The following is a 25,847-nucleotide window of genomic DNA, read 5'->3' on the forward strand; positions in this document are numbered from 1 at the left end:
GTTCAGTTCCCTCCGCCGGGCAAGTACTTCGCAAAATCATTCGCATGCCGCGTCGCCTGGTCACAGGGATCGCCAAGCTTGCCGATCGAGTAGCGCGTGGTGACCAGGAACGCCACCGTTCCCGCTGCTTTCCCTTGAGGGACTTCGACAGCTACGCCGCAATCGAGCCGCTTTTCAGCATCGTCGGAGAACAAGAAGCGTAATGCCGGATGTCCTCCGACGGTGAGCGGTACGACGCTTTCCAGGTCTTGCCGCTTTCGGACCTGATCGAGCGTGGGCTCGCCGGAATAGATTCCCAGGTCGTACCATTTGGCTGTTGATCGCCAGGCGCACACTTTCCAGCCGGTCGGGTCGAACCTTGCGATGTCCTTGGTTCGAGTATCGGGATTGAGGTCATCGGCGCGCAACGCATCGTCCGGCAGCGATGTACACGGATCCCAGATCGCCGCATCCGGATCCTTCGGCCCCGACGGCTTCGCACTCGTCACCCCCGTCGAACTCGGCGCCCCCGTCCCCGTAGGCGCCCCATCCGTCGTCTTCTCACACCCCACCAACACCAAACCAACACCCACTACCAGGGCGATTCCACGCAGCCTGCTCCCCCTGCTGGTCATCCGTTCCCCTAACCGCCGGTGTCCGAATTCCATCCGGAGGTGGCGACGTCCCGGTGCCCGCCCCCGTTACCTGGGCAAACCGTACCGCCGACCACTCGCACCCCGCAACAACACGGGCTCATCTCGGCAGCGAGGAAAGCGATCCCGCGGAGCCGGACCGGACTCGATCGATCCGGATCCGCGCACGACAAATCAACCGATCAGCGTGCACGAGTCAGGCAGCGGGCCCGACCGGTGATCACCCTCGCTGCGCTCCCAGTAACGTGCTGTCGAACGTCGGCCGGGGCCGATCCGGGTTCTCCCGGATGTGCTCGGTGGCCCGGGTGATCGCCTGGCTGTATCGCGCGCTCGCCGCGTTGTGCGTCAGCAGCGCGACACCGATCATCATCGGCGCGACGGCATGCACGCCGGCGTCGAACCACCGCGCATCCCGCACGTGCGGATAGGTGTTCAACCCGATCGTCAGTGCCAGCAGGACGATTTCGGCCGTGACCACCTGGGTGCGACTGTTCAGCACGCCCCACTCGGCCAGCTTGGTCGTGCCGATCATGATGATCACCAGACACACGCTGATCATCGCCTCGACCAGATAGCTGAACCAGTACAGCGGATCCGTGATGCCGTCCGGCGCGATGTTGTGCTGCACGTTGACCGCCGACCACAGCATGCCCGCGACCACCACGCCCGCCAGCGCGCGCAGCGACCAGGCGCGATGCCGGTACAGCGAGGCGAGCTGCGCGTGCGGGCTGGACTCGCGACGCTGTGCGGCAATGGCTTTGCGGGCCATCAGCAGGTCGCGGATGTCGGCCTTCTCGATGGCCTCTTTGGTCTGCCTGGCGCGGTCGGCGGCGTTGGACACGGCCTCCGCGTACTTCCACCGCTGGCCGCGGTCCTGGGTGCGGATGCGTTCGGCCAGTTCACGTTCGGCTTCCAGCTCGTCCTCGGCCAAGACCTCGGTCAGCGCGGGATCGAACTGGTAAGCCAGTCGACCGCGGGCCCGCTCGACCCGCCTGGCCAACTGCGCGACTTCGTCGAAGGGGTGTTCCTCGGGCATGCTGCTCCAAAAGTGGATGGGCTGAACGGAACTCGACAAATCGGGAGATGTCGGGCTGCCCGATCACCGGGAGCTGGGTAGTAGCTCGCTGCGAGGGTAGCGGACAGGTGGCATCGACACCTACTCTTCATAGTCGATTCAGCGCGCCGAGGACACGGTCGAGCGTTATCTGCGCCGAAAATCCCGGCGAGTCACTCGGGCTCGATGGCCATGTCTTCCTGGCTCCAGAAGGCGCGCATGCGGGTGATCTTGCCCGCGTCGTCGAATTCCATCACGTCGATGGGCGACATGGTGAAGCGCTGCCCGCCGACCCGGGTGACGATGGTGAACATGAAGGCGGCCTCGTTGCCCGCGACGCGCACGCTCTCCGCGTGCAGTTCGGTGTCCCGGTCGAGCGCGGCGATCACGTCGTAGAACTCGCGGATGGCGGCGTGTCCCTGCCGGACCGGGGTGCCGACCGGATCTTCGACGGTCGCCTCCGGCGCGTAGAGCTCGACGATGGCCTCGGTCGGGCCTGCGCCGACCAGCTTGACGTACTGCTCGACCGTGTCGCGGATCTGCTTGGACATCGGAACTCCTGCCGAATTGGAACGTGTTCTAATTCGGCAGACTAGCAGCACAGCCGCGGGGGCGGTCAAGGATCGGTTCCGCGCTCTCGTTGCGCTGTCCGACGGCGATCGATGTGACTCGGGCCGTGGGGAATCCCCCCGAAAGTTGCATTGCCCCCGCAGACACTGTGCTGTTGTCGGCATCCGCGCCGTGGACCCGGTGACGATCGGCGATCCCGATCGCGCCCGGTGCCGGGGATCGTCATTGATCCCCCGTGGTTCGCCGTTGAACCTTTATCCCGCGCTGATGCTTTCGTAGATTCTGTCGCGTCTACCGGCCGAGGTGTTACCGCCGGTCCTGTGAGCGGAACAAAGCCGAATTTTGTCCCTTTTGCCCGCTGATTACTGCTTTCTGCGGCCGCCGACCAGGAAACTCATCGCTAACTCCGCCGAACCGGTCCCGGTGTGTCGGCCTTGCCCTGCCGGTGGAGTGCTGTTTACTCGGTCCGGTCAACCAGATGTTCGAGTGACGAGTGGAAGCGGAGGAGACATGGCACTGCCTACCATGACCGCGGAGCAGCGCACTGAAGCGTTGGCCAAAGCGGCAGCGGTCCGCAAGGCGCGCTCCGAACTGATCGGCAAGGTGAAGGCGGGCAAGGTTTCGGTCGCCGACCTGCTGAAGAAGGCCGATTCCGATGAGCTGGTCAAGAAGACCAAGGTCGCCGCGGTGATCAAGGCTCTGCCAGGCGTCGGACCGGTGAAGGCCGCCAAGTTGATGGATCAGGCGGAGATCCCGGAGGATCGTCGGATCGGCGGGCTCGGCGCACGTCAGCGTGCGGCGCTGCTCGACGCCCTGAAGGACTGACGAGCTACAACTCGCGGTTGTTAGAACCGGGGAACGAAACCTCACGTCGGTGGCGCGGCTCTGCCTCGCGAAGGACCGCCTGCTCGCGGTCCTGACCACGTAGCTCAGCCCCCAGCCGCACGGACAGTTCAAACGCCCCACAGCGCCGAGACGGGCTGTGGGGCGTTGTCGTCGGCGGGGTTCACCGTCGGCGACGCGGGAACTCGATATTGACTGGCGCCGGGTCCGACATGGGTATGTCGCCGCGCGGCGGCAGCAGCAGACAGGCCAGCCCGAGGACGATCAGCAACGCCGCGGCTACGAGACTGACGGCGAAATTCACCCCGCTCATTTCCATCGGTCGGTGGAAAGCGTGGTAGACGAAATGCGGCACGCTGAAAACCAGCCAGCCGATGCCCGCCATGCGCGCCGCCGCGGTGGAATTGAGCACCAGGGCCGCGATGGTCACCGCGGTGAGCGCCAGGAAGAACGCGCCGACATCGCCGGCCAGATGGTGGTTGTACGGGCCATCGGCGGCGACCCAGCGCATGCCGAAGCCGGGGAAGCTGGTGAACCAGGAGTGCGGCGCGACGGTCGCCCACAGCCCGACGACCGCACCTTGAACGGCCAGCACCGCCAGCACGCTCGGGTGATCAGCAGGCGGCGGCGATACTGCTCGAACCGCATCCGCACGCGTAACCCCGCCTGCGTGCCCTCCACCGAGATCCGCATCGGTCTCTCCGTTCCCGCCGAACCGCTCCGATCACGTGCTGTCACGGTAAGTCGGCCATCCGGTCCGGGCAAGCGTGATCAGGCCAGCATCGAGGTGTCGTTGGGCGTGGCGACGATCCGCTCCGGATGGGTGTAGACGTTCATGGTGTCGCCACGCAGGAACGCGGCGAGGGTGAGGCCGCTTTCGGCGGCCAGATCGACCGCGAGCGAACTGGGCGCCGAGACCGCGCCGAGCATCGGAATGCCCGCCATCGCCGCCTTCTGCACCAGCTCGAAGGAGGCGCGCCCGCTGACGATGAGCACCAGATCGCGTGCCGGAACCAGGTTTTGCCGCAGCGCCCAGCCGATCACCTTGTCCACCGCGTTGTGCCTGCCGATGTCCTCGCGCACCGCGAGCACCGTGCCGTCGGTGCCGAACAATCCCGCCGCGTGCAGGCCGCCGGTCGCCTCGAACAGGAATTGCTTGCTGCGCAACGTGTCCGGCATGCCGGACAGCACCTGCGTGTCCACCATCGCCCCGCCCTCGGCGATCGGATACCGGGACAGCGTGCGCACCTCGTCCAGCGCCGTCTTGCCGCACAGGCCGCACGCGCCGGTGGTCAGGAAGTTCTTGGGCCGCACCGGGGTCGGGTGGCGCAACGTGAGATCGAGGACATTGTAGGTCTGGCGGCCGTCGTCGTCGGTCCCCGCGCAGTACCGGGCGGCCATGATCTCCTCGGCGACGCCGATCATGCCCTCGCTCAACAGGAATCCGTGCACCAGGTCGACATCGTTGCCGGGGGTGCGCATGGTGACGGCGAGCGATTCGCCGCCGATCCGGATCTCCAGCGGCTCCTCGACGGCGAGGGTGTCGGGGCGTTGGATCTCACCCGACGGCGAGATCCGGCGCATTCGGCGGCGGGCGGTGACTCTACTCATCGGCGGCCCGTTCGAGTCTGACGGTCACCGACTTGGAGACCGGGGTGTTCGACCGGGCGGCGACATGGTCCAGGGGGACAAGGGGATTCGTCTCCGGATAGTAGGCCGCCGCATTGCCGCGCGGGGTCGGGTAGGCGATGAGCCGGAAACCCTTGACGCTGCGTTCGGTTCCGTCGGTCCATTCCGAGATCACGTCCACCAGATCGTCTTCGGCGAAGCCGAGCGCGGTGATGTCGTCGGGATGCACCAGCACCACCTTGCGGCCGCCGTGCACGCCGCGGTAGCGGTCGTCGAGACCGTAGATGGTGGTGTTGTACTGGTCGTGGCTGCGCAGCGTCTGCAGGATCAGCCTGCCCTCGGGCACCGGGGTCCAGCTCAACTCGTTCACCGCGAAGTTGGCTTTGCCGGTGCTGGTGCGGAATTCGCGGCTGTCCCGGGGCGGATGCGGTAGCACGAATCCGTTGCGGGCGCGCACCTTCGTGTTGTAGTCGGCGCAGCCGGGCACCACCCGGGAGATCGCGTCCCGGATGGTGTCGTAGTCGCCGCGGAAGCGTGCCCACGGGACCGGATGATCCGCGCCGAACAGGGTGAGCGCGAGATCGCAGACGATGGCGACCTCGCTGCGCAGCTGCTCGCTCACCGGCTTCAGCCTGCCGGTGGACAGATGCACCATCGACATCGAATCCTCCACCGACACCTGCTGTTTGCGGCCGTCGCGCAGATCCTGATCGGTGCGTCCGAGGGTGGGCAGGATCAGCGCGGTCCGGCCGTGCACGACGTGGCTGCGGTTGAGCTTGGTGGAAACCTGCACGGTCAGTGCGCAGGTGCGCAGCGCGGCCTCGGTCACCGCGGTGTCCGGCGTCGCCGAGACGAAGTTGCCGCCCATCCCGAAGAACACCGACGCGCGCTCGTCGCGCATGGCGCGGATGGCGTCGACCGTGTCGAAGCCGTGCTTGCGCGGGCTGGTGATGCCGAATTCCCGGTCCAGCGCGTCGAGAAACGCGTCCGGCATCTTCTCCCAGATGCCCATGGTGCGGTCGCCCTGCACGTTCGAATGCCCGCGTACCGGGCACACGCCCGCGCCCGGCTTGCCGATCATGCCGCGCAGCAGCAGTAGGTTCGTCGCCTCCTCGATGGTCGCGACGCCGTGCGCCTGCTGGGTGAGCCCCATGGCCCAGCAGATGATGATGTTCTTCGATTCGGCCAATTGCTTTGCGGTGCGGTCGAGTTCGGCCTGGGTGAGGCCCGTCGCCGCCAGCACCGTGTCGAAATCCACGGCGCGGACCTGTTTCTCGTACTTGGCGAGGCCGGCGCAGTGCGTGTCGACGAATTCCCGATCCACCACCGTGCCCGGCGCGCGGTCCTCGGCCTCGAACAGCAGCCGGCCGAGCGCCTGGAACAACGCCATGTCGCCGCCGAGCCGGATCTGCAGGAAGTGGTCGGCGATCGACACGCCGGTGGTGAACCCCTTGACCGTCTGCGGATCCCGGAAACCGAGCAGGCCGGTCTCCGGCAGCGGGTTGATCGCGATGATCTTCGCGCCCTTGTCCTTCGCGCCGGCCAGCGCGCTGAGCATGCGTGGATGGTTGGTGCCCGGGTTCTGGCCCGCGACGATGATCAGGTCGGCGGCGGCGAAGTCGTCGATCGAGACCGAGCCCTTGCCGATGCCGATCGAACTGACCAGTGCGGCGCCCGAGGACTCGTGACACATGTTCGAACAGTCCGGCAGATTGTTCGTGCCGAAGCTACGGACCAGTGTCTGATAGAGGAACGCGGTCTCGTTGCTGGTGCGGCCGGAGGTGTAGAAGACCGCCTCGTCCGGAGATGTCAAGTCGCGCAGATGATCCGCGATCAGCCGGTAGGCGTCGTCCCAGTCGATGGGGGAGTAGTGGGTGTCGCCGGGACGCAGCACCATCGGATGGGTGAGCCTGCCCTGCTGGCCGAGCCAGTAGCCCGACTTGTCCGCCAGGTCGTCGAGCGAGTGGGCGGCGAAGAACTCGGGGGTGACCGTGCGCACGGTCGCCTCCTCGGCGACCGCCTTCGCCCCGTTCTCACAGAACTCCGCCGGACGGCGATGTCCGGTCGGTTCGGGCCAGGCGCAGCCGGGACAGTCGAAGCCGTGCACCTGATTGACCCGCGCGAGGGTGCGGGCGGTGCGGATCACGCCCATCTCGTCGATCGCGCGCTTCAGCGACACCGCGACCGCGGTGACACCCGCGGCCTGCTCTTTCGGCGGGGTCACGCGCAGCGCGGACTCATCGATATCCTCGGTCGGACCATTACGGTGCATAGTTCGTATTGTCCTCTTCGCGCTGTCTGAGTCGGGCAGGGGACCAGCTACTTCGATGGTATGCACTCGGGACGGTGCGGGTGCGGAACCTGCGCTGACCCTAAACCGCGTGCGGCATCCGGCGCGTCCCCAGATCGCGCCGGATGCCCGGCTCCCTCGGCGGCCGGGCTCGCCGGAGTTGGCTCCGCGTTGGCGCGCACGGCATTACGATGCTAGAGATCGCACGCACGTAGGCGCGGTCGTACAGAGTCCGCCGTCGAACCGGGCAGGGTCGGCGCGACGGCGGCGGTACGCCTAGCGAGAGCATGGCCGATGGGGACGCTGGCACCAGTTGCTGCGCGTGCCGGCGCAGGGCGTCGGCAGGTGGGGAACAGGCGCGCGGGCCGAGCGCTCATCGGCGCCACCGGAATTCTGTACGGCGTTGTGCTGGTGGGTTTTCCGGGGGTTGCCGCGGTCGGGGATCCGGGGTCGGCGGAACCGGCTCCGGTAGTGGTGCAGCCGCGATGGTCGGCACCGAGTGGTGGGCTGAACCGCGGACAAGCTCGTGCTGGGGCCGACCTTGTCCGGCAGTCGACCGATTCGGCGTCGCCGGCGTTGCCACCCGATGGTGGTGGAACCCGCGCCGGGCCGGTCTCGACCGGGCCCACGCCGGAACCACCACCATCACCACCTTCGCGGGGCGGACCCGCGAGCGTGCGGTACCTCGATGCCCGGCTGGTAGCGCCGGTTCCCGCACGTCAGCCCGCGAGTCCGCTGCCGCCGCCGGGGGACGGTGGCGGGACGCGCGACGGGCCGGTGTCGCCGGTCCCCGCGCGGCAACCGCCGCCACCGCCGCAGGACGAGACCGGGACGCCGGACGGGCCGCCGCCGCGGCGGCAGCAACCGTGCGATGAGCCGGATGGACCGACGTGTCCGAGTGCGCCGCGGTCGACCGAGCCGACCACACCGGATACCACGACGCCGCCGGTCACCACTCCACCCACGACGACCCCACCCACCACGACCCCGACGGTGACCACTCCGCCGTCGATCACATCGACGCCGCCCGCGAGTTCGACCACCGAGGTTGTCCCGCCGCCGGAAGCGGCCGTCCCGGTGCCGCCGCCGGTGATCCGGCCGCCGATTGTTGTTGTGCCGCCCGGGAATCCGGCCCGGACACCCGCTGTCGTGCCGCCCGATCCCGCGGTTCTGCCGCCTCCGCCGCCTCGAACCGAGCCCGCTGCAATGGATCTCACGCCGTCGGCGATCGGCCCCGGTGCCGGTGTCACCGCCAGCGGGCACGGTTGCGATCCGCGCTCGCCGGTCGATGTCTCGATCGAGAATGTCGCCGTCGGCAAGACCGTCGCCGGGGTGGACGGGGCGTTCGAGGTGCCGCTGCGCACCGGCGCGGTGGAGGTCGGCAGGCATCAGGTGACGGCGAGATGCGGGCGGGTGCTGGTCGCGCCGCTGGATGTGGTGCTGGTCGGCAGCGTCGGGTCGGCCACCTCGACACTCACCGTGATCCTGTTCTTCCTGCTGCTCGGCGGGTGGTACTACGGCAATCGCCTGATTTCGCAGCTACCCGCGCGGAGGGGCGAATGAACCGTGATTCCCGGGGCTTTCGGCGTGCGGTCTGGCCGGTGCTGTTGCTGATCGTGCTGGCCTGGCCCGCCGCGCAGGCGGATGCGCGATCCGACCGGGTCGACCTGTCCGCGAACTTCGACGGGCACGACATCGCGGGGACCACGGCGGACAAGCCGCTGCGGCTCGAGCCGGACAGCACGGTCCGGGTGGCGGTCGAGCTGACCAACAATACGAGTGAGCCGCTGGAGATCCGGCACGTCGATCTCGCGGGGCAGGTGCTCGGTCTGAGCTTCTTCTCCTATTCCACCGCGGTCGAATTGACCATTGCGCCAGGCAAATCCGATTCGCTGGGCTATCGGCTGGAGTTGCGCGGGCTGGCCGGGCAGGCGACCGGGTTCATCGGTGGTGAGCTGGCGGTCTACGGCGCCGGCGATACCGCGGTGGCGAAGATTCCGCTGGTCACCGATGTGCGTGGGTCGCTGTGGTCGGTGTATGGATTGTTCGGCATCGCGCTGGCCGTGCTGACCGCGCTCGGCTTCGCGGATGCGGCATTGGCCATTGCGCGACACCGGCTTTCGGCCAATCGGTGGCAGCGGGGGGTGCGGCTGCTCGCGCCCGGGCTCGGGATCGGTCTGGTGTTCGCGTTCACCGCGTCGGTGGCGCGGTGGTGGGTGCCGGACACCGGACTGTGGCTGGCCTTCGCGGGCGTCACCGCCGCCGTGGCGTTTCTGCTCGGCTACGCGTCGCCGACGCCGGAACCGGACGAGGACGACGACCTCGACGACGACACGGACGAGGCCGACGAAGACGTCACCTACCGCTTCCCGGCCGAGGGGCCGACGCCGTGACCGAGCAGGACGAACTCGTGCGGGCGGCGTTGCCCGCCTACGACATCGGCGCCGAACTCGGCCGCGGCGGGTGCGGGGTGGTGCTCGCGGGGACGCATCGCCGGCTGGGCCGGCCGGTGGCGATCAAGCAGATTCCCCCGCAGTTCGTGCACGACGACCAGGTCCGCCGCCGGTTCGTCGCCGAGGCGCGGGTGCTCGCGGCGATCGATCATCCACATGTGGTGCGGGTTTTCGACTATCTGGAGCACGGCGAGCTCTGCCTGCTGGTGATGGAATACCTGCCGGGCGGCACGGTCGGCGAGCGATTCGCCAGGCAGGGTTACGATTCCGCGACCGCCGTCGCGATCGCCCTGTCCTGCGCCGCGGGATTGACCGCCGCCCACCGGCACCAGGTGCTGCACCGCGACGTGAAACCGGCGAATCTGATGTTCGCGGCGGGCGGGGCGATCAAGCTCACCGACTTCGGTATCGCCAAGATCGTCGGCGGTGACCAGACTTTGGTGACCAAGGCGGGCGACATCATCGGCACGCCGTCCTACATCGCGCCGGAGCAGGCCCGCGGACAACAACTTTCGCCCGCGACGGATGTATACGCCTTGGCCACCATGCTCTACCAGTTGCTGTCCGGGGTGCTGCCGTTCCCGCCGGGCGACGGGCCGCTGGCGACGCTGTTCGCGCACGCCTTCGACGAGCCGATCCCACTCGGCGAGGTCGCGCCGGGCATCCCGGAACCGATCGCCGCCGTGGTGATGCGCGGCTTGGCCACCGACCCCGCCCAGCGATTCGACACGGCCGAATCCTTCGGCATCGCCCTGGCCCAGCCCGCCGCCTCCTGCTGGGGCGAGGATTGGCTTACCCCCCTGGGCATTCCGGTGTTCGGCGCGGACACGATCATCGCCGCCGCGACCGGAGCCGGACGCACACCGGGCCGTGGGACGAGCGATTACCCGCGAACGCCGCCGGTGACGCCTGGGCCGGGTCGAGGAATGCCGCCCGCGATGCCGGAGCCGCACCCCGGTCCGCCGCCGTCGTCCGGGGCCGCTCCGCCTACGGTGCCCTGGTACCCGGCCGGGTCGCGGTCCGCCGGCTCGCCGCCTCCCAGTGCTCCGCGACCGCCGGCCGGGGCTCGGCCGGTTGGTGCGCCCCCTTCGGCCGGGACTCGGCCACCCGCTGGGCCGCGGTCCTATCGGCAGGGCGGGCGACCGGTTCGAGGGCCGGCGGCGCAGGTGCGGCCGTTGCAGGTGCTGCCGGCGGGCGGGGCGCGGCTGGTGGAGATCGATCGGCGGGATCTGGTGCCGATTCAGCAGGTCGTCGGTTTCAAGCCGGCCAGGGTGCCGTTCGCCGTGGCCGCGGTCCTCGCGGTGGCGGCGGCTGTGCTCGCCGTATTCGGGGTGGGGGAGCCGGCGATCGGCGGTGGTCTGGCGGCGGGTTCGGTCAGCCTGGGTGGCGTCGATCCGGTGACCACACCGGTGGAGATCGATCTGACGAAGCCGATCCCGTTGCGCGTCAACGGGGTCGAGGCGGACGCCGCGGCGCTGACGGTGACCGTGCTCGGCGTTCCGCTCGGGGGCGAGATCGTTCCGTTCGTGCCGGGTGAGCACAGCGCCATGCTTCCCGCGCCCGTCCATCGGTACGTGCTGGCCGGGACACTCACCGGGAACCTCGTACTACTGCGGAACGGCAGCGAAATCGCCGTCGAGCGAGTCGAATTCCACACCGTCCAGCCCCCGGCGACGACCGCGACGGCCGCGGGCATCGTGCTGCTCGGGTTGTTCTCGCTGGCTTATCTCAAGTCGAACATGCGCCGGTTACGCAGGGGGCGTGGTGGATTCGCCAACAGCCTCGGCCTGATGATCAGTGCCGCGCTGCTCGCCATCGCCCTTGTCGGCGCCGCGTGGATCCTGCTCGGGCACCCGCCGATGGTGCCGGCGACCGTGGGATCGGCCGCCCTCGCCACCGCGGCGGGATCGGCCGCGTCCGTCGGTGCGCGCCGAATCGGCAAGCGCCGCCGCTATCTTCGCCGCGCCCGTCGGCAACGTTGAGCGTGCAGGCGCGGGCGTCAGGACTCGGGATCGGGCTCAGCGGGGGAGCGGTAGGTGATCACGCGTTCGCTGATGCGGACGCTCCAGCCGGGCGGCAGTTCGGTGGGGGAGGTGCCGATCCGGGTCCACTGGTCGGCGCCGGGCGGGGCGATGAAGGTGCCGGAGGTGGCGGGGGCATCGCGGACGAAGACCTTGCCGCGGTCGACCGAGACGTAGGCGTGCACCCGGGAGACGTGCCGGTCGCGCTGGATCACGATGGGCTCGGCGGTGGCGGAGCGGACGGCGTCGTCGGCTTGCGGGCCGCGGCCGATGACGTAGGGGCGGTCCAGGGGGAACGCCGTGCCGTTCTCGAGGATCAAGGTGCCTGCGGCTCGGTCCTTCTCGGCGACCGGACGGACGAGCCGGGCGCGGTCGGCCGAGGTCTTGTGTAGCGCGACCGGTTCGGGCAGATGCGTCTGGGACCAGGCGAGTTGGCGATCCGCGGGACGGTTGCCGATCGGCGGGCGCGGTCTGGCGCGTGGTCGCGCCGATTCCTTCGGCTGGAGCGTGGCGGAGGTGGCCGGCGGCCCGGCGGCGGCTACGGCTGAGGCCACGGAGGTCGGCGAATCGACCGCCGGGTCGGCACCGGTCGGCTCGGGCGTCGCGGCGAATCCGGCGGCGGCGGTCGGCGCGGGCTCGGTTGTCGACGTGGGCGCGGACGGGCGCGGCGTCGACGAACCCTTGGCCGCTTTGGCCGCGCGACGAAGCGCCACGTTCACCACGAACCCACCGCCGGGCACCACGCCCGCCCGCAGATCGGTGCGCGGCAACGCCTTCAGCGGTGTTTCGTTGTCCGTGCCGACGGTGATCCGGCGCAGCGGCTCGCGGACGATCTCGTCGACCCAGGTGAACGCGCGCGCACCGTCGAGCCTGCGGGTGCCCTCGGCGCCGTTGATCTCGGCGAAGACCGGTCCGCGCAGCAGGATCAGCGTGCCGTCGTCGGTCGGCGCCACCACGCCGAACGGCGGCGTCTCGGAGGTGCCGCCGAAAACCACGGCCGCCAGCCGCTGGGCGATCGCCGCGCCGGGATGCTCGGCGTCCGCGACCGCCTCGATGGCACCGAGGATCCGGTCCGTGGCGGCCGTTTCGCCCGCCAGATAGACCACCACGCCGCCGAAGCGCGCGACCAGGCCATGACCCTGCGCGATACCGACAGTGGACGATTTGCTGCGCACCCGCGCCCTCCTTCCCGGCGCACTACCGACATTCGAAGCCAGCATAGAGCGTGCGCGAGGACCGGATCCGGTGCGTACCGCGACGGTGGGGACTTGCCGGGATGCGCAGTCGTGTTCATCTGGAAGTATCGACCGGTCCACGAATTTCCCAGCGCCGCTGGGATTCTGGTGGTTCGTCGCTCGTGGTGCCGGCCGCCCGTAAATGCTGGCGGCCTGGCGTTTCGTCCAATTCGCCCGCGGCGGCAAGTGTGGCGACCATCTCGCCCGGCACCGGGTTCGGCTGCTCGTCGCAATGCTGAGTATCGGCTGTGCGCAACTGTTCTACACCGCTTCGGTCGCCCGCACTACCAGTGCAGGGGTGCGGCCGAGGGAAGCGGTGTGCGGGATGGTCGTCGTTGGGTGCGGATGCCGGGCTCAGCCGGTGAACTCGGCGGCGTTCTCCTCGACCCAACTGGCGAAGGTGCGGGGTGTGCGACCGGTCAGGCGGGTGACGGTGTCGGTGAGCTGATTGGGCACCCCGTCGGTCCGGCGCCAGTAGTCGAGCAGGCCGTCGGCGTACTCGGCGGGCATATAGGCGGCCATCTGCCGTTTCCATGCCTCGGGCGTGACCTGCTCGATCGCGACGGCGCGCCCGGTGATCTCGGCGATGCGATCGATCTGCTCGGTGAAGGTGAGCGTTTCAGGTCCGGTCAGGTGGTGCGTTTCGCCGCGGTGTGCCGGCATGGTGAGCAGCGCGTAAGCGGCTGTGGCGACGTCGATTTCATGGATCGGGTCGACGTAGGCGTTCGGGTAGGGGAGGTTGATCGGGGTACCGGCCTTGATCGGCCGGGCCCAGCCGCGGGCGTTGCCGGCGAAGGCGCCGGGCCGCAGCACGCTGACGGTCATCGGGGCGTCGGCGAGGCCGCGTTCGGCGTCGAGGTGCGACTTGGCGACGGGGTTGGCGTCGGCGTCCGGGTCGAGCACCGCGGACGAGGACAGCAGCACGATCTGCTCGACCCCGGCTTCGGTTGCGGCGGAGACGAACTCGCCGATCGCGGCGGCTTCCGCGTAGAGGAACACGGAGCTGACGCCGTCGAGGGCCGCGGGGAAGGTGCCCGGGTCGGTGAGATCACAAGCGACACCGGCGACCTCGGCGGGTAGCTGGAGTTTGCCGGGATGGCCGGAGCCGACCCGGACGGCACGGCCGTCGGCGTGCAGCAGGGTCAGCAGCTGGGTGGCGACCGCGCCGCGGCCGCCGGTGATGAGGATCATGCGAAAGTCCTTCGAGTCGGTGAGTTGATCAGGAGGGGTGTGTGTCCGTCGTGGAATCGCTTGCGGCCGTTGGCGGAATGGGTCAGTGCTGCGCGGGTGCGTTGCGCGGTAGCAGGCGGACCAGCCCGCAACTGGCGAGGGCGACGGCGGCGACCAGAACCAGGCTGACGATCAGCGCGTGTACCTGGCCTGCGCCCGCGGAGTGGAAGTACACGGTGGTGACCGCGGCCGCGCCGACGGCATTGGCGAGCTGTTGCACGGCGGTGAGAGAGCCACTCGCACTGCCGGTTTCGTCCTGCTCGATGTCGCCGATGGTGACCTGGTAGATGGTGCCGAAGCAGGTGCCGAGGCCGAGACCGAGGATCAGGATCGGCACGGCGATCGCCCACCCGGCGACGGTCGCCCCTGCGGTCATGGCGAGCACGAGCAGCAGTCCCGTACCGGCCAGCGTGATCAGCAAGCCGATCAGGATGAGGGTGCGGCCGACGCGGGCGATGAACTGGTGCGCCACGATCGAGGAGACCACGATGCCTGCGGCCAAGGGCGCCAAGCCGATCGCGGCACCGGTCGGGGTGTAGCCGAGTCCGGCTTGCAGGAACAGTGACAGCACGTAGAGCAGCCCGGCGACCGCGGCGAAGAACACGAGCCCGAGCAGCAGTCCCGAGGTGAAGCCCCGGTTCGCGAACAGCGTCGGCTGGATCAGCGGGTTCGCGGCGGTCAGCTGGCGGCGGGCGAACAGTCCGAAGCAGACCAGGCCGGCGGCGAGGTAGGCGAAGGGCGCGCCGGTCCAGCCGTTGGCCGAGCCGTCGATCAGCCCGAACAGCGCACCGAACATGCCTGCGCCGAGCAGTGCGGCGCCCAGCCCGTCGATGGCGATGCCGCGGTCACCGGTATCGGCGGGCAGCAGCCGGTAGGCGGCGGCGAACGCGGCGCCACCGAGCGCGATGTTGATCAAAAACATGGCGCGCCAACCGAATCCGAACAGGTCTGCGTCGATCAGGACCCCGGCCAGGATCGGGCCGCCGACCGCGGACAGGCCCATCGTGGGACCGAACGCGCTGAACGCCTTGCCGAGCTGTTCGCGGGGAAAGACGGCGGTGAGGATGCCGAAACCCTGGGGAATCAGCAGCGCGCCGAACGCGCCCTGGACCAGCCGGGCGGCGATGATCGAGGTCGGACCGATGGCCAGGCTGCAGGCGACCGAGGCGATGGTGAAGCCGGCCAGGCCGATCAGGAACATGCGGCGCCTGCCGAAGCGATCGCCGAGCCGGCCGCCGACGACCAGCAGGACGCCGAGGGCGAGGGCGTAACCGGCGCCGAGCCACTGGATCAGCGACTGGCCGCCGCGCAGGTCCTCGGCGATGGTGGGGGCGGCGATGTTGGTGATCGTCGAGTCGAGCAGGTCGAGGATGTCGGCCGCGAGGATGACGGCGAGTATCGCCCACATCCGGCCGTTGACCCGGGGTGGTGTGGGAGTAAGGGGTGCGACGGTGGTCATGGGACACCTCCTTCGAGGTGAAGAGAAAGCGATCGAACTTCGATCGTTACGAACGGTGTTCGGTTACGCCACGATAAGAAACGAACGGCGTTCGTGTCAAACGCTGTTCGTCGGCGCGTATGCTCGACGCCATGAACGCACCCGTCAGTCGCCGCGCTCGCCCGGCGAAGGCCCCGCTGAGCCGGGACGTCATCATCGAAACCGGCCTGCGCATCCTCGACGAGGACGGTCTGGCCGCGCTGACCATGCGCCGCGTCGCGCAGGAGTTGGATACCGGCGCGGCCTCGCTCTATGTCTACGTCGCCAACCGGGACGACCTGATGGCCGCGATGCTCGATCACGTGCTCGGCACGATCGGCGAACCGGCCGGGGATACCTGGCGCGAACGGCTGGTCGACCTGGTCGAGACGACCGTCACCGTGATGAGCAAGCACGAGGGACTGGCGCTCGTCGCCCTCGGCGCGATTCCCACCGGGGCGAACGCGCTGCTGCTGTTCGAACGAATGCTGGCGCTGTTCGCCGAGGGCGGCGTGGACGACCTCACCAACGCGTGGGCGGTCGACCTGATCTACCTGCATATCACCGCCGCGGCCGCCGAGCAGAGCGCCTACAACACCAAGGACTCGTCGCAGACCGAGCACCTCGCCGAGGTCGCCGAGCGCTTCGCCGAGCTGCCGCGAGACCGCTATCCGATGATCACGGCGATGCAGGGACCGCTGCTCGCGGGCGAGGGTGACGCCCGCGGAAAGTGGGCGCTCCGGGTGCTGATCGACGGCATTCTCGGCACGCCGGTCACCTGAACTCTAAGATGCGAGGGGTGTCCGTGATCCGACCGGCGACCGAGGTCGACTTGCCAGCCCTCCAGGAGATCGAAATCGCGGCGGGTAAACCGTTCGCCGATATCGGCATGACGGCCGTTGCGGAGGATGAGCCACCCTCGCTGGAAACGCTGCGTGAATTCCAGCGCGCCGGGCGCGCCTGGGTGTGGGCCGATGACGGCGACCATCCGATCGGCTACCTGATCCTCGGCGTCGTCGACGGTGACGCCCACATCGACCAGGTGTCGGTGCTGCCCGGTCATCGCGGCAAGCGCATCGGCAAGCGCCTGATCGATCACGCCGTGTTCTGGGCGAAAGACCATGGGATGCAGGCGATCACCCTCACCACGTTCATCGACGTCGCGTGGAACGGCCCGTACTACGAGCGCCTCGGCTTCCGCTACCTGAGCGACGAGGAGCAGACGCCGGGCCTGCACGCGATCCGCGCCGCGGAGGCGGCACACGGCCTGGACGGCTGGCCGCGTGCCTCCATGAGCGCCGATCTGGAGTCCTGGTCGTTCGACGGGACGGTTTCGGAGACCTAGGTCGCCGGTGCCAGCGCGGCCATCGCCGCCGGGGCGGCGGCCGCCCGGTCTTCGGCGATCAGGCCGATGCGGGTGCGGCGATCGAGGAGATCGTCGGCGTCGAGGGCGGCCTCGTGGGTGACCGCGAACTGGAATTCCGCGGCGGTGACGTCGATTCCGGGAGCCACCGGCTGCGCCAGGGCCGGATTGTCGTGCGCGGCGGCTAGAACGGTGACGGCCTCGCTGCCGTAGCGGTCGATGAGGACCGGCGGGGCATCGATGCGGTCGCGCGCGGCGCCGGATACCGCGCCCACCAGGGGAAGTCGCTTGGTGCGGCACGCACCCGCGGTGAGCCCGGCGCGGGTGACGGCGGCGTCGACGACGTCCTCGGCCATCTGCCGGTAGGTGGTGAGTTTGCCGCCGACGATGGTGATGACGCCGGTGGGCGAGTGCAGCACCGCGTGTTTGCGGGAGATGTCGGCGGTGCTGTCGTCGGCGGTCTTCAACAGCGGCCGCAGGCCCGCGTAACTGCCGCGAATGTCCTTGCGGGTCAACGGTTCGCGCAATGCGGTGTTGATCGTGTCGAGCAAGAAGCCGATTTCGGATTCGGTGGGTTTCGGCTCGTTCGGGACCGGACCGGGGGCGTCCTCGTCGGTGAGGCCGAGGTACACGCGGCCGTGCGCGGCGGGGAAGGCGAAGACGAAACGGCTGGTGCTGCCGGGCACCGGGACGGTCAACGAGGCGGTGAGGCCGCCGAACGACTCGGCGGAGAACACCAGGTGGGTGCCGCGACTCGGGCGTAGCTCGATGCTGGGATCGACCTCGTCGGCCCACACGCCGGTGGCATTGACGACGGCGCGAGCACGGATGGTCATGGTCTCGCCGGTCAGGGCGTCGCGCAGCGCGGCCGAATTGCCGGTCACGCCACGGGCTTCCACCCGAGTGAGGATGGTCGCGCCCTCGGCGGCCGCGGTGCGCGCCAGGGCGACCACCAGGCGGGCGTCGTCGACGAGCTGTCCGTCCCACGCCTGGAGGCCGCCACGTAATCCGTTGCGGCGCACGGTCGGTGCCAGTCGCAGCGCTTCCGCGGCCGCGACCCGGCGGGACCGGGGCAGGATCGCGGCCGGTGTCCCCGCGCCGCGACGCAGCGCGTCACCCGCCAGGAACCCCACCCGCACGAGCGCGCTCTGCGCGGCTCCGATACCGGGCAGCAGCGGCACCAGCTGCGGTAGCGGTCGCACGAGATGCGGTGCCGTGGTCCGGAGCAGAATGCCCCGCTCCACGGCGCTCTCGTGCGCGATGCCGACCTGACCGCTGGCCAGATACCGCAGCCCGCCGTGCACCAGCTTGGAACTCCACCGGCTGGTGCCGAACGCCAGGTCGTGCCGTTCCACCAGCACGGTGCGCAGTCCGCGTGCGGCGGCGTCGAGGGCGGCGCCGGCGCCGGTGACGCCGCCACCGATGACCAGCACGTCGATCTCGCCCTCGTCGCCGAGCCGCCGCAGCTCGCGGGTGCGGCGCTCCGCGTTGAGCGCGGAATCCCCTCTGGACACTGCGGTCATCGCGTCACCTTTCCGAGATCGGTCGAATCAGTCATCGTCACAGCACCTTTCGATCGTTCGGCCCGAGATAACCGTCGAGCGCGTTGGCCAGCTCGGTGTCCAGATCGGCCCCGGCCAGCAGCGGGGCGACCGTGCCCGCCGACTGGACGGCGGACTGCGCGATCAGCAGGAGCATGGTGGCCAGCTGTTCCGGGTCGCCGGCGCGGATGGAGCCGTCCTGCTGGCCCGCGCGGATGCCGGCGGCGAACAACTCGATCAGCGCGCGCTGGTTGCGGCCGAGGCGGCCGAAGACGTAGGTGAGCATCAGGTCGGTGTCGGTGCGGAAGATCTTGCCGAACAACGGGTTCGAGCGGATCTTGACCGCGCCCGCGACGATGCCGGTGACCAGCCGGGTGCGGCCGGGCCCGGCGCTGGGCATGGTCTCGGCGACGATCGCGCGCAGCTCACGCACCAGCAGCTCGGCGACCAGCGCGCCGGTGTCCGGCCAGCGCCGGTAGACGGTCGGCCTGCTGACGCCGGCCCGGCGGGCCACCTCGGTGAGCGTGGTCCGGCGCACGCCGAACTCCTCCACACAGCGGCGGGCCGCGGTGAAGATCGCCAGATCGATGGCGGAGAGCGCGTCGTCGGCGGGTGCGTCTGGAGCGGTCAAGGCGTCACCTTCGAGAGGTCGAGTTCGTTACTGCTTGACATTCTATGTCAAACTGTAACGCATGGTCGAGACGCAGAAGCACACCGGCGAGGAATCGGCTCCGGCGCAAAACCCGGGCGTAACCGGGACCGCGGCGAGTATGGTCTGGGATGCCTGGGGCATTCCCGCCGGACACAAGCCGCTGTCCGCGCAGGTCCGGGGCCTCCTGACGCAGGTGTTCGGAGTGTCCGGCGACCCGGTGGCGCGCCGCGATGAGGGCGAGGTGCCACTCCGGGAGTCGGCGCTCACGCCTGCCCAACGAGACGGGTTGGCCGCGGTGGTCGGCGCGGACAACGTCTCGGCCGGCCATCACGACCGGCTGCGGCACGCGGGCGGCAAGAGCACCCCCGACCTGCTGCGCCGCCGGGCCGATGGCCCGCAGGACGCACCGGACGCGATCGTCTTCCCCGCCGATCACCAGCAGGTACTCGCCGTGCTGGCGTACTGCGCCGAGCACGCCGTCGCGGTGGTGCCGTTCGGCGGCGGCACCAGCGTGGTCGGCGGCGTCGAGCCGGGACGCGGTCGCTTCGACACCGTGATCGCGGTAGACCTGCGCAGGCTGGACACGGTGTCGGACATCGACCCGGTCAGCGGCATGGCCACCCTCGGCGCCGGGCTCACCGGGCCGCGCGCGGAGGAACTGCTTCGCGCGCAAGGGCTTTCGCTCGGACACTTCCCGCAGAGCTTTGAATTCGCGACCATCGGCGGATTCGCCGCGACCCGGTCGTCCGGGCAGGCGTCGGCCGGTTACGGGCGGTTCGACGACATGGTGCAGCGGCTCGAGATCGCCACTCCCACCGGTTCGCTGGTACTCGGCCGTCCGCCCGCCTCGGCGGCGGGGCCGGATCTGCGTGAGCTGTTCGTCGGCTCGGAAGGTGCGCTGGGGGTGATCACCGCGGTGACCGTGCGCGTGCATCCGGTGCCGGAAACCATTGCCTACCAGGCATGGTCGTTCCCGGACTTCGAAACCGGCGCCACCGCGCTGCGGTCGGTGGTGCAGGCAGGTGCCGCGCCCACGGTGCTCCGGCTGTCCGACGAGGCCGAGACCGGGATCAACCTGGCCCGGGCCGGCGATATCGGCGGCAACGCGGTCGCGGGCTGCCTCGCCATCACCACCTTCGAGGGCACCGAGGCGCACGTGGCGGCGCGCAGCGCCGAGGCAGGCGCACTGCTCGCCGCCGCGGGTGGCACCGCGCTCGGCGAAACCCCGGCGAAGGAGTGGGAACACGGACGGTTCGGCGCACCGTACATGCGCGATGCCCTGCTGGATGTCGGTGTGCTGTGCGAAACGCTGGAGACCGCGACCACGTGGGCGAACCTCGCCGACCTCAAGGCGAAGGTGACCGCGGCACTGACCGATTCGCTCGCCGGGCAGGGCACCCCGCCGCTGGTCATGTGCCACATCTCGCACACCTACCCGACCGGTGCGTCGCTGTACTTCACCATCGTCGCCAAGCAACTCGACGATCCGATCACCCAGTGGCACACGGCGAAGCAGGCGGTCGGCGACGCGATCGTGGCGGCAGGCGGCACCATCACGCACCATCACGCGGTCGGCACCGATCACCGTCCGTGGCTGCCCGCCGAGATCGGCGAGCTCGGGGTGCGGGTATTGCGTGCGGTGAAAGCCGAACTGGATCCCGCGGGCATCCTCAATCCTGGAAAGCTGGTTCCGTGACGCAGTATTCGACCCGCGCCGTGCGTGCGATCACCGTGGTGACCAATCGGCACGCGGGACTCGGTGCAGGGCAGGCGGCCGCGACCGCGGCGCTGGCGCGGTTGCGCGAGCGTGGGGTCGAGGTCGCCGAGGTGCAGGCGCCGTCGGCCGCCGAAACTGTTCGGCTGGTGCGGGATTCGATCGAGCGGGGCAACTCCGACGCGGTGGTGTGCATCGGCGGAGACGGGCTGATCAACGTGACTCTCGCTGCCGTCGCGCGCACGGGAGTGCCGCTCGGCCTGGTCCCCGCGGGCACCGGCAACGACCTCGCCAGGGAACTCGGTGTGCCGACCGAGGATCCGGTCGCCGCCGCCGATATCGTCGTCGGCGGCCGGGTCAGGACCATCGACCTCGGCCGGATCGAGTCGGCCGCACCGGAATCGGCGCCGATGTGGTTCGTCACCGTCACCGGCACCGGGTTCGACGCCCGGGTTACCCTGCGCGCCAACGCCATGCGCTGGCCCAGGGGGCGGCTGCGGTATACCGTCGCCGCGCTGGCCGAGATCTCCGGCCGGCTCACCGTGCCCTACCGGGTCGAGTTGACCGGTGCGGTCACAGACGGGCTGACGAACCCGGGCATCGGCTCCGAACTGGCGTTGAACGCGGTGATGGTCGCGGTCGGCAACACCCGCACCTACGGCGGGGGCATGCTGATCTGTCCGGACGCGGTGCTGGACGACGGCCTGCTCGACCTCACCGTGGTCGGCGCGCTGTCCAGGACGGAGATGTTGCGGCTGCTGCCCGCGTTGTCCGCGGGCAAGCGGCAGAATCACCCGGAGGTCAGGCAGTACCGGGCCGCGGAGATCACCCTGACCGCGCCGGGCGCGCCCGCGACCGCCGACGGCGAACCCGCGGGCGTACTGCCGATCACCATCCGTGCCGTGCCCGCCGCGCTGACCGTGTTGGTGCCCTGAGCTCCCTACGCGGCGAAGGTGACTCGGCTCAGATGATTGATGTTGATCCGGTCGACGATCACCAGCGACTCCGGCGCGGGCCGCAGTCCGCCACCGGCGCGTAGCCGCTCCATCAGCCGACGCCAGCGAAAGCAGTGCAGCACGAAGGTCATTCGGTTGGACCGCCGCCCGCGTGCGTGCTGGCCGGCGCGGGCCACGGCGGTGGGGACGTCGAGCAGGATCAGATGCAACTCCCGGCCGTATCCGGCGGCCCACAGGGAGATGATCCGTCGCGACCATCCGGTCGTGGCGCAATCGTGGATCACCACCGGTCCGTCGGTATCCCGCAGTGCCGCACGGATTCCGGCGAAATGCGCGACGTGCACCACCGGCCGCCACAGGGAGTACGGCAGCCAGCCGAGCCGGTGCCGCAATCGATTTCGCGCCTGCAGCGAATCGAGCACCACCGATCCCTCCGGTCCGTCGGACGGATCCTCGGATTCGGTGGTCGCACCGAAGAATCGGCGCAGCACGGTGCTCTTCCCCGCGCCTGGTATTCCCGCCACGACCAGCGCCGACATCGGCGGATACTGCAACTCGTCGATCGCCCGTCCGCGCAGATCGTGCACGGCATCCGGCGCGAGGAAGGGCAGCAGGGCTGCGGGGGCGGGCGGCGGCAGGATGGCGAGCGGCGGGTTCACCTCTTCCAGGGTCCCCAGCGGCCGCAACTCCGGCAACGGGGAAAACCCTGCTTTTTCACTGAGATTTCCCTGAATCGGACCAGCGGTTGCGTTCACATCTTCCAGGGTCCGCACCGGCGGCCGATCTGGCAAGAACGGACAATACGGACATGACCGAATTGTGACTGGCCTGCCGCCGCCCAGGAGCCCGTTTCGACCGGTTAATCCGGAGATCAGGGGTAGAAAATGCCAGAAGCTGAGAATTGCTTATGGATTCCCTTTCCCTTCCAGTTGGGACGGTAAGCTTTGAGGTGTAGGCGGAGTCTTCGGTGTCCCTCATCCACCGAAGACTCCGCCTTTCTTTGTGCCCGATACCCCGGCAATCCCGTTGTGCGGCAGCATGAGCAGCCGCAGATACGCCTGTTCGTCCTCGGTCAGCAACAGGGCCCGCGCGAGGCGGCGGAGCGCGTCGTCCGAGACGCGAGTCACCCGGCCCAGCTCCAGCCGGGTGTACTGATCGACGCTCAGCGCGGCCAGCTGGGCAACCTCCTCGCGGCGCAGTCCGGACACCCGGCGCGGATTGCCGACCGGCGTGAGGCCGACCTGTTCCGGCGCGATCGACGCACGCTTTGCCCTCAGGAATTCGCCGAGCTGACTCACCCGGCAAGTCTCACACGACGCGCGCTGGGTGACGTCCACCCTGGGCATTCGGACGGACCGTCCGGCGTCGGCCCGAACCCTGCGGAAATCGCTGGAGCCCGACCACTAGAATCGTCGGGTGACCAGCGCAGCCCCTGACCAGACGCGTAATCGTGCCGATGCCCTGCCCAAGAGCTGGACCCCCGGCGAGGTAGAGCCCTCGATGTACGAGCGCTGGGTAGCCGCTGGCTATTTCGAGGCCGACCCCACCAGCGGCAAGCCGCCGTACTCGATCGTGCTCCCGCCGCCGAACGTCACCGGCAACCTGCACATCGGCCACGCCCTCGACCACACCCTGATGGACACCCTCACCCGCCGCAAGCGCATGCAGGGTTACGAGGTGCTGTGGCTGCCCGGCATGGACCACGCGGGCATCGCCACCCAGACCATGGTGGAGAAGCAGCTCGCCGTCGACGGCAAGACCAAGGAAGACTTCGGCCGCGAACTGTTCATCGACAAGGTGTGGGACTGGAAGCGCGACTCCGGCGGCGCCATCCAGTGGCAGATGCGCGCGCTCGGCGACGGCGTCGACTGGAGCCGTGACCGGTTCACCATGGACGAGGGCCTGTCCCGCGCCGTGCAGACCATCTTCAAGCGGCTCTACGACGCCGGGCTGATCTACCGCGCCGAGCGACTGGTCAACTGGTCGCCCGCGCTGCGCACCGCCATCTCCGACATCGAGGTCAAGTACGAGGACGTCCCCGGCGAGCTCGTCTCGCTGCGGTACGGCTCGCTGGACGACAACGAACCGCACGTCATCGTGGCCACCACCCGGGTGGAGACGATGCTCGGCGACACCGCGGTGGCCGTGCACCCGGACGATCCGCGCTACCAGGCGCTGATCGGCACCACCCTGGAGCACCCGATCACCGGCCGGCGGATCCCGATCATCGCCGACGACTACGTGGACCCCGAATTCGGTTCCGGCGCAGTGAAGATCACCCCCGCGCACGACCCGAACGACTTCGAGATGGGCCTGCGGCACAACCTGCCGATGCCCAACATCATGGACGTGCGCGGCCATATCGTCGACACCGGAACCGAATTCGACGGCATGGACCGGTTCGAGGCGCGCGTCGCGGTGCGCGAGCGGCTGGCCGCCGAGGGCCGCGTGGTCGCCGAGAAGCGGCCGTACCTGCACAGCGTCGGGCATTCCGAGCGCAGCGGCGAGCCGATCGAACCGCGCCTGTCCATGCAGTGGTGGGTGAAGGTGGAGTCGCTGGCCAAGGCCGCGGGCGACGCGGTGCGCAACGGCGACACCGTGATTCACCCGGCCAGCTCGGAGCCGCGCTGGTTCGACTGGGTGGACAACATGCACGACTGGTGCATCTCCCGGCAGCTGTGGTGGGGGCACCGCATCCCGATCTGGTACGGCCCCGACGGCGACGTGCTGTGCGTCGGCCCGGACGAGACCGCGCCCGAGGGTTACGTGCAGGACCCCGACGTGCTCGACACCTGGTTCTCCTCGGGCCTGTGGCCGTTCTCCACCATGGGCTGGCCGGACGCCACCCCGGAACTGGAGAAGTTCTATCCGACAAGCGTTCTCGTCACCGGTTACGACATCCTGTTCTTCTGGGTGGCCCGGATGATGATGTTCGGCACCTACGTCGCCGACGACCCGGTGCTCACCGCGGGCAAGGGTGATCAGCGGCAGGTCCCGTTCAAGGACGTGTTCCTGCACGGCCTGGTGCGTGACCAGTTCGGCAAGAAGATGTCGAAATCGCGCGGCAACGGCATCGACCCGCTGGTCTGGATCAACGAATACGGCGCCGACACACTGCGTTTCACGCTGGCCAGGGCCGCGCAGCCCGGCGGTGACCTCTCCGTCGGCGAGCCGCACGCGCTGGCCTCGCGCAGCTTCGTCACGAAGCTGTTCAACGCCACCAAGTTCGCGCTGATGAACGGCGCGCGCACCGGCGAACTGCCGGACCGGGCCCGGCTCACCGACGCCGACCGCTGGATCCTGGATCGGTTCGAAGAGGTGCGCGCCGAAGTGGATTCGGCGTTCGACAGCTACGAATTCGGCAAGGCCTGCGAGGCGCTGTACCACTTCGCCTGGGACGAATTGTGTGACTGGTACCTGGAATTGACCAAGGTGCAGTTCGCCGGGGACGGCGCGCGCGCGGAGGCCACGCAGGTGGTGCTCGGCACCGTGCTCGACTCGGTGCTGCGCCTGCTGCATCCGGTGATCCCGTTCGTCACCGAATCGCTGTGGCAGGCACTGACCGACGGCGAGTCACTGGTGATCGCCGAGTGGCCGCAGGCCTCCGGGGTGGCGACGGATCAGGTGTCGGCGCAGCGCATTTCGGATACCCAGCGGCTGATCACCGAGATCCGCCGGTTCCGCGGCGATCAGGGCCTGGCCGACAAGCAGAAGGTGGCGGCCAAGCTGATCGGCCTGGACGCCGCCGGACTCACCGAACTGCACGACTCGGTCGCGAACCTGGCCCGGCTCACCGAGCCCGGCGACGAGTTCGCGGCGACCGCGACCGTGGAGGTCCGGCTCAGCGCCGCCACCGTCACCGTCGAGCTGGACACCTCCGGCGCCGTCGACCTGGACGCCGAGCGTCGTCGCCTGGAGAAGGACCTCGCCGCGGCCGAGAAGGAATTGGCGGGCACCGCGGCCAAACTCGGCAACGAGGCGTTCCTGGCCAAGGCGCCGGAGCCGGTGGTCGCGAAGATCAAGGATCGCCAGGCGGTCGCCGCCGCCGAGGTGGCGCGCATCGGCGCTCGACTCGCAGAACTGAGCGGAAAATGAACCACGAACCGGAACCGCAGTACGGCGACGACCTGCGCCACCCGGCCGCGGGCCCGCGGCTGAGCTCCGGCCCGTCGCCGGTCGAGCTGGCC

At 69.3% G+C, this 25,847-nt stretch carries 23 protein-coding genes; 9 read left to right on the plus strand and 14 right to left on the minus strand.

The window, feature by feature from the left end; translation table 11 throughout:
- Window positions 1-2 precede the first annotated feature (2 nt).
- The 3 genes from ACFQ9K_RS21720 to ACFQ9K_RS21730 all read right to left on the minus strand — a co-directional run bounded on the left by ACFQ9K_RS21720 (window position 3) and on the right by ACFQ9K_RS21730 (window position 2,237).
- The gene (locus ACFQ9K_RS21720; protein WP_378983470.1) at window positions 3-647 is read right to left on the minus strand and encodes a DUF3558 domain-containing protein; all 645 of its coding nucleotides are present in this window, start codon (window positions 645-647) and stop codon (window positions 3-5) included.
- A 205-nt stretch (window positions 648-852) separates the two neighbouring features.
- Complete coding sequence (locus tag ACFQ9K_RS21725) at window positions 853-1,668, minus strand: hypothetical protein (protein ID WP_378720345.1); 816 nt, start codon at window positions 1,666-1,668, stop codon at window positions 853-855.
- Window positions 1,669-1,859: 191 nt separating this feature from the next.
- Window positions 1,860-2,237, minus strand: coding sequence for a nuclear transport factor 2 family protein (locus ACFQ9K_RS21730; RefSeq protein ID WP_378720344.1), 378 nt, complete (start codon window positions 2,235-2,237; stop codon window positions 1,860-1,862).
- Between the two features lie 529 nt (window positions 2,238-2,766).
- Between ACFQ9K_RS21730 and mihF the strand changes: the two genes are divergently transcribed.
- Window positions 2,767-3,081, plus strand: coding sequence for an integration host factor, actinobacterial type (gene mihF, locus ACFQ9K_RS21735; RefSeq protein ID WP_029895202.1), 315 nt, complete (start codon window positions 2,767-2,769; stop codon window positions 3,079-3,081).
- A 181-nt stretch (window positions 3,082-3,262) separates the two neighbouring features.
- Here mihF and ACFQ9K_RS21740 read toward each other — a convergent pair whose 3' ends face one another.
- From ACFQ9K_RS21740 to ACFQ9K_RS21755, 4 genes are all read right to left on the minus strand, one after another.
- Complete coding sequence (locus ACFQ9K_RS21740) at window positions 3,263-3,694, minus strand: hypothetical protein (RefSeq protein ID WP_378720343.1); 432 nt, start codon at window positions 3,692-3,694, stop codon at window positions 3,263-3,265.
- A 176-nt stretch (window positions 3,695-3,870) separates the two neighbouring features.
- On the minus strand, window positions 3,871-4,710 hold the full coding sequence (fdhD, locus tag ACFQ9K_RS21745) for a formate dehydrogenase accessory sulfurtransferase FdhD (protein ID WP_378720342.1): 840 nt from the start codon (window positions 4,708-4,710) through the stop codon (window positions 3,871-3,873).
- Complete coding sequence (locus ACFQ9K_RS21750; protein WP_378720341.1) at window positions 4,703-7,000, minus strand: FdhF/YdeP family oxidoreductase; 2,298 nt, start codon at window positions 6,998-7,000, stop codon at window positions 4,703-4,705. The genes fdhD and ACFQ9K_RS21750 overlap by 8 nt, the downstream gene beginning before the upstream one ends.
- Window positions 7,001-7,737: 737 nt before the next feature.
- A complete protein-coding gene (locus tag ACFQ9K_RS21755) occupies window positions 7,738-8,235 on the minus strand; it encodes a hypothetical protein (protein ID WP_378720340.1) in 498 nt (165 codons plus the stop codon).
- On the opposite strand from ACFQ9K_RS21755, the gene ACFQ9K_RS21760 reads away from it, so the two are divergent.
- The 3 genes from ACFQ9K_RS21760 to ACFQ9K_RS21770 are packed head-to-tail and all read left to right on the plus strand — an operon-like array spanning window position 8,225 to window position 11,453.
- Window positions 8,225-8,581 carry a hypothetical protein gene (locus tag ACFQ9K_RS21760; RefSeq protein WP_378720339.1) on the plus strand — a complete coding sequence of 119 codons (357 nt, stop codon included), beginning with the start codon at window positions 8,225-8,227 and terminating at the stop codon, window positions 8,579-8,581. The two genes, ACFQ9K_RS21755 and ACFQ9K_RS21760, sit on opposite strands and share 11 nt — an antisense overlap.
- Complete coding sequence (locus ACFQ9K_RS21765; RefSeq protein WP_378720337.1) at window positions 8,578-9,411, plus strand: hypothetical protein; 834 nt, start codon at window positions 8,578-8,580, stop codon at window positions 9,409-9,411. The genes ACFQ9K_RS21760 and ACFQ9K_RS21765 overlap by 4 nt, the downstream gene beginning before the upstream one ends.
- The gene (locus tag ACFQ9K_RS21770; protein ID WP_378720335.1) at window positions 9,408-11,453 is read left to right on the plus strand and encodes a serine/threonine-protein kinase; all 2,046 of its coding nucleotides are present in this window, start codon (window positions 9,408-9,410) and stop codon (window positions 11,451-11,453) included. The genes ACFQ9K_RS21765 and ACFQ9K_RS21770 overlap by 4 nt, the downstream gene beginning before the upstream one ends.
- A 17-nt stretch (window positions 11,454-11,470) precedes the next feature.
- On the opposite strand, the gene ACFQ9K_RS21775 is transcribed toward ACFQ9K_RS21770, so the two are convergent.
- From ACFQ9K_RS21775 to ACFQ9K_RS21785, 3 genes are all read right to left on the minus strand, one after another.
- The gene (locus ACFQ9K_RS21775) at window positions 11,471-12,667 is read right to left on the minus strand and encodes an FHA domain-containing protein (protein ID WP_378720334.1); all 1,197 of its coding nucleotides are present in this window, start codon (window positions 12,665-12,667) and stop codon (window positions 11,471-11,473) included.
- Window positions 12,668-13,081: 414 nt separating this feature from the next.
- Complete coding sequence (locus tag ACFQ9K_RS21780; protein ID WP_378720332.1) at window positions 13,082-13,918, minus strand: SDR family oxidoreductase; 837 nt, start codon at window positions 13,916-13,918, stop codon at window positions 13,082-13,084.
- 82 nt (window positions 13,919-14,000) lie between these two features.
- On the minus strand, window positions 14,001-15,416 hold the full coding sequence (locus ACFQ9K_RS21785) for an MFS transporter (protein ID WP_378720331.1): 1,416 nt from the start codon (window positions 15,414-15,416) through the stop codon (window positions 14,001-14,003).
- Window positions 15,417-15,547: 131 nt separating this feature from the next.
- On the opposite strand from ACFQ9K_RS21785, the gene ACFQ9K_RS21790 reads away from it, so the two are divergent.
- Together ACFQ9K_RS21790 and ACFQ9K_RS21795 are read left to right on the plus strand one after the other, a co-directional pair.
- Window positions 15,548-16,216, plus strand: a complete 669-nt coding sequence (locus ACFQ9K_RS21790) for a TetR/AcrR family transcriptional regulator (RefSeq protein ID WP_378720330.1) — start codon at window positions 15,548-15,550, stop codon at window positions 16,214-16,216.
- Window positions 16,217-16,224: 8 nt separating this feature from the next.
- Window positions 16,225-16,779 carry a GNAT family N-acetyltransferase gene (locus ACFQ9K_RS21795; protein WP_378983474.1) on the plus strand — a complete coding sequence of 185 codons (555 nt, stop codon included), beginning with the start codon at window positions 16,225-16,227 and terminating at the stop codon, window positions 16,777-16,779.
- Here ACFQ9K_RS21795 and ACFQ9K_RS21800 read toward each other — a convergent pair.
- Together ACFQ9K_RS21800 and ACFQ9K_RS21805 are read right to left on the minus strand one after the other, a co-directional pair.
- Window positions 16,776-18,320 (minus strand): glycerol-3-phosphate dehydrogenase/oxidase, encoded by a 1,545-nt coding sequence (locus ACFQ9K_RS21800; protein ID WP_378720328.1) that lies wholly within the window; start codon window positions 18,318-18,320, stop codon window positions 16,776-16,778. The two genes, ACFQ9K_RS21795 and ACFQ9K_RS21800, sit on opposite strands and share 4 nt — an antisense overlap.
- Before the next feature lie 37 nt (window positions 18,321-18,357).
- Entirely contained in the window at window positions 18,358-18,969 is a 612-nt protein-coding gene (locus ACFQ9K_RS21805; RefSeq protein ID WP_378720327.1) for a TetR/AcrR family transcriptional regulator, read from the minus strand.
- A gap of 139 nt (window positions 18,970-19,108) precedes the next feature.
- Between ACFQ9K_RS21805 and ACFQ9K_RS21810 the strand changes: the two genes are divergently transcribed.
- The gene (locus ACFQ9K_RS21810; protein ID WP_378720362.1) at window positions 19,109-20,686 is read left to right on the plus strand and encodes an FAD-binding oxidoreductase; all 1,578 of its coding nucleotides are present in this window, start codon (window positions 19,109-19,111) and stop codon (window positions 20,684-20,686) included.
- The gene (locus ACFQ9K_RS21815; RefSeq protein ID WP_378720326.1) at window positions 20,683-21,639 is read left to right on the plus strand and encodes a diacylglycerol kinase; all 957 of its coding nucleotides are present in this window, start codon (window positions 20,683-20,685) and stop codon (window positions 21,637-21,639) included. The genes ACFQ9K_RS21810 and ACFQ9K_RS21815 overlap by 4 nt, the downstream gene beginning before the upstream one ends.
- 5 nt (window positions 21,640-21,644) lie before the next feature.
- Here the strand turns inward: ACFQ9K_RS21815 and ACFQ9K_RS21820 are convergent, their stop codons facing one another.
- The gene (locus ACFQ9K_RS21820; RefSeq protein ID WP_378720325.1) at window positions 21,645-22,355 is read right to left on the minus strand and encodes an AAA family ATPase; all 711 of its coding nucleotides are present in this window, start codon (window positions 22,353-22,355) and stop codon (window positions 21,645-21,647) included.
- Between the two features lie 279 nt (window positions 22,356-22,634).
- Window positions 22,635-22,958, minus strand: coding sequence for a helix-turn-helix domain-containing protein (locus ACFQ9K_RS21825; protein WP_378720324.1), 324 nt, complete (start codon window positions 22,956-22,958; stop codon window positions 22,635-22,637).
- Window positions 22,959-23,076: 118 nt separating this feature from the next.
- On the opposite strand from ACFQ9K_RS21825, the gene ACFQ9K_RS21830 reads away from it, so the two are divergent.
- Window positions 23,077-25,755 carry a valine--tRNA ligase gene (locus ACFQ9K_RS21830; protein ID WP_378720323.1) on the plus strand — a complete coding sequence of 893 codons (2,679 nt, stop codon included), beginning with the start codon at window positions 23,077-23,079 and terminating at the stop codon, window positions 25,753-25,755.
- Window positions 25,756-25,847 lie beyond the last annotated feature (92 nt).

It is taken from the genome of Nocardia sp. NPDC056564, assembly GCF_042793755.1.
Lineage (GTDB): Bacteria > Actinomycetota > Actinomycetes > Mycobacteriales > Mycobacteriaceae > Nocardia.

Coding starts and splice junctions, on each gene's coding strand:
- ACFQ9K_RS21720 (WP_378983470.1), bottom strand. CDS start 647: ATGGAATTCGGACACCGGCGGTTAGGGGAACGGATGACCAGCAGGGGG.
- ACFQ9K_RS21725 (WP_378720345.1), bottom strand. CDS start 1,668: ATGCCCGAGGAACACCCCTTCGACGAAGTCGCGCAGTTGGCCAGGCGG.
- ACFQ9K_RS21730 (WP_378720344.1), bottom strand. CDS start 2,237: ATGTCCAAGCAGATCCGCGACACGGTCGAGCAGTACGTCAAGCTGGTC.
- mihF (WP_029895202.1), top strand. CDS start 2,767: ATGGCACTGCCTACCATGACCGCGGAGCAGCGCACTGAAGCGTTGGCC.
- fdhD (WP_378720342.1), bottom strand. CDS start 4,710: ATGAGTAGAGTCACCGCCCGCCGCCGAATGCGCCGGATCTCGCCGTCG.
- ACFQ9K_RS21750 (WP_378720341.1), bottom strand. CDS start 7,000: ATGCACCGTAATGGTCCGACCGAGGATATCGATGAGTCCGCGCTGCGC.
- ACFQ9K_RS21760 (WP_378720339.1), top strand. CDS start 8,225: ATGGATCTCACGCCGTCGGCGATCGGCCCCGGTGCCGGTGTCACCGCC.
- ACFQ9K_RS21765 (WP_378720337.1), top strand. CDS start 8,578: ATGAACCGTGATTCCCGGGGCTTTCGGCGTGCGGTCTGGCCGGTGCTG.
- ACFQ9K_RS21780 (WP_378720332.1), bottom strand. CDS start 13,918: ATGATCCTCATCACCGGCGGCCGCGGCGCGGTCGCCACCCAGCTGCTG.
- ACFQ9K_RS21785 (WP_378720331.1), bottom strand. CDS start 15,416: ATGACCACCGTCGCACCCCTTACTCCCACACCACCCCGGGTCAACGGC.
- ACFQ9K_RS21790 (WP_378720330.1), top strand. CDS start 15,548: ATGAACGCACCCGTCAGTCGCCGCGCTCGCCCGGCGAAGGCCCCGCTG.
- ACFQ9K_RS21795 (WP_378983474.1), top strand. CDS start 16,225: ATGCGAGGGGTGTCCGTGATCCGACCGGCGACCGAGGTCGACTTGCCA.
- ACFQ9K_RS21800 (WP_378720328.1), bottom strand. CDS start 18,320: ATGACCGCAGTGTCCAGAGGGGATTCCGCGCTCAACGCGGAGCGCCGC.
- ACFQ9K_RS21810 (WP_378720362.1), top strand. CDS start 19,109: ATGGTCTGGGATGCCTGGGGCATTCCCGCCGGACACAAGCCGCTGTCC.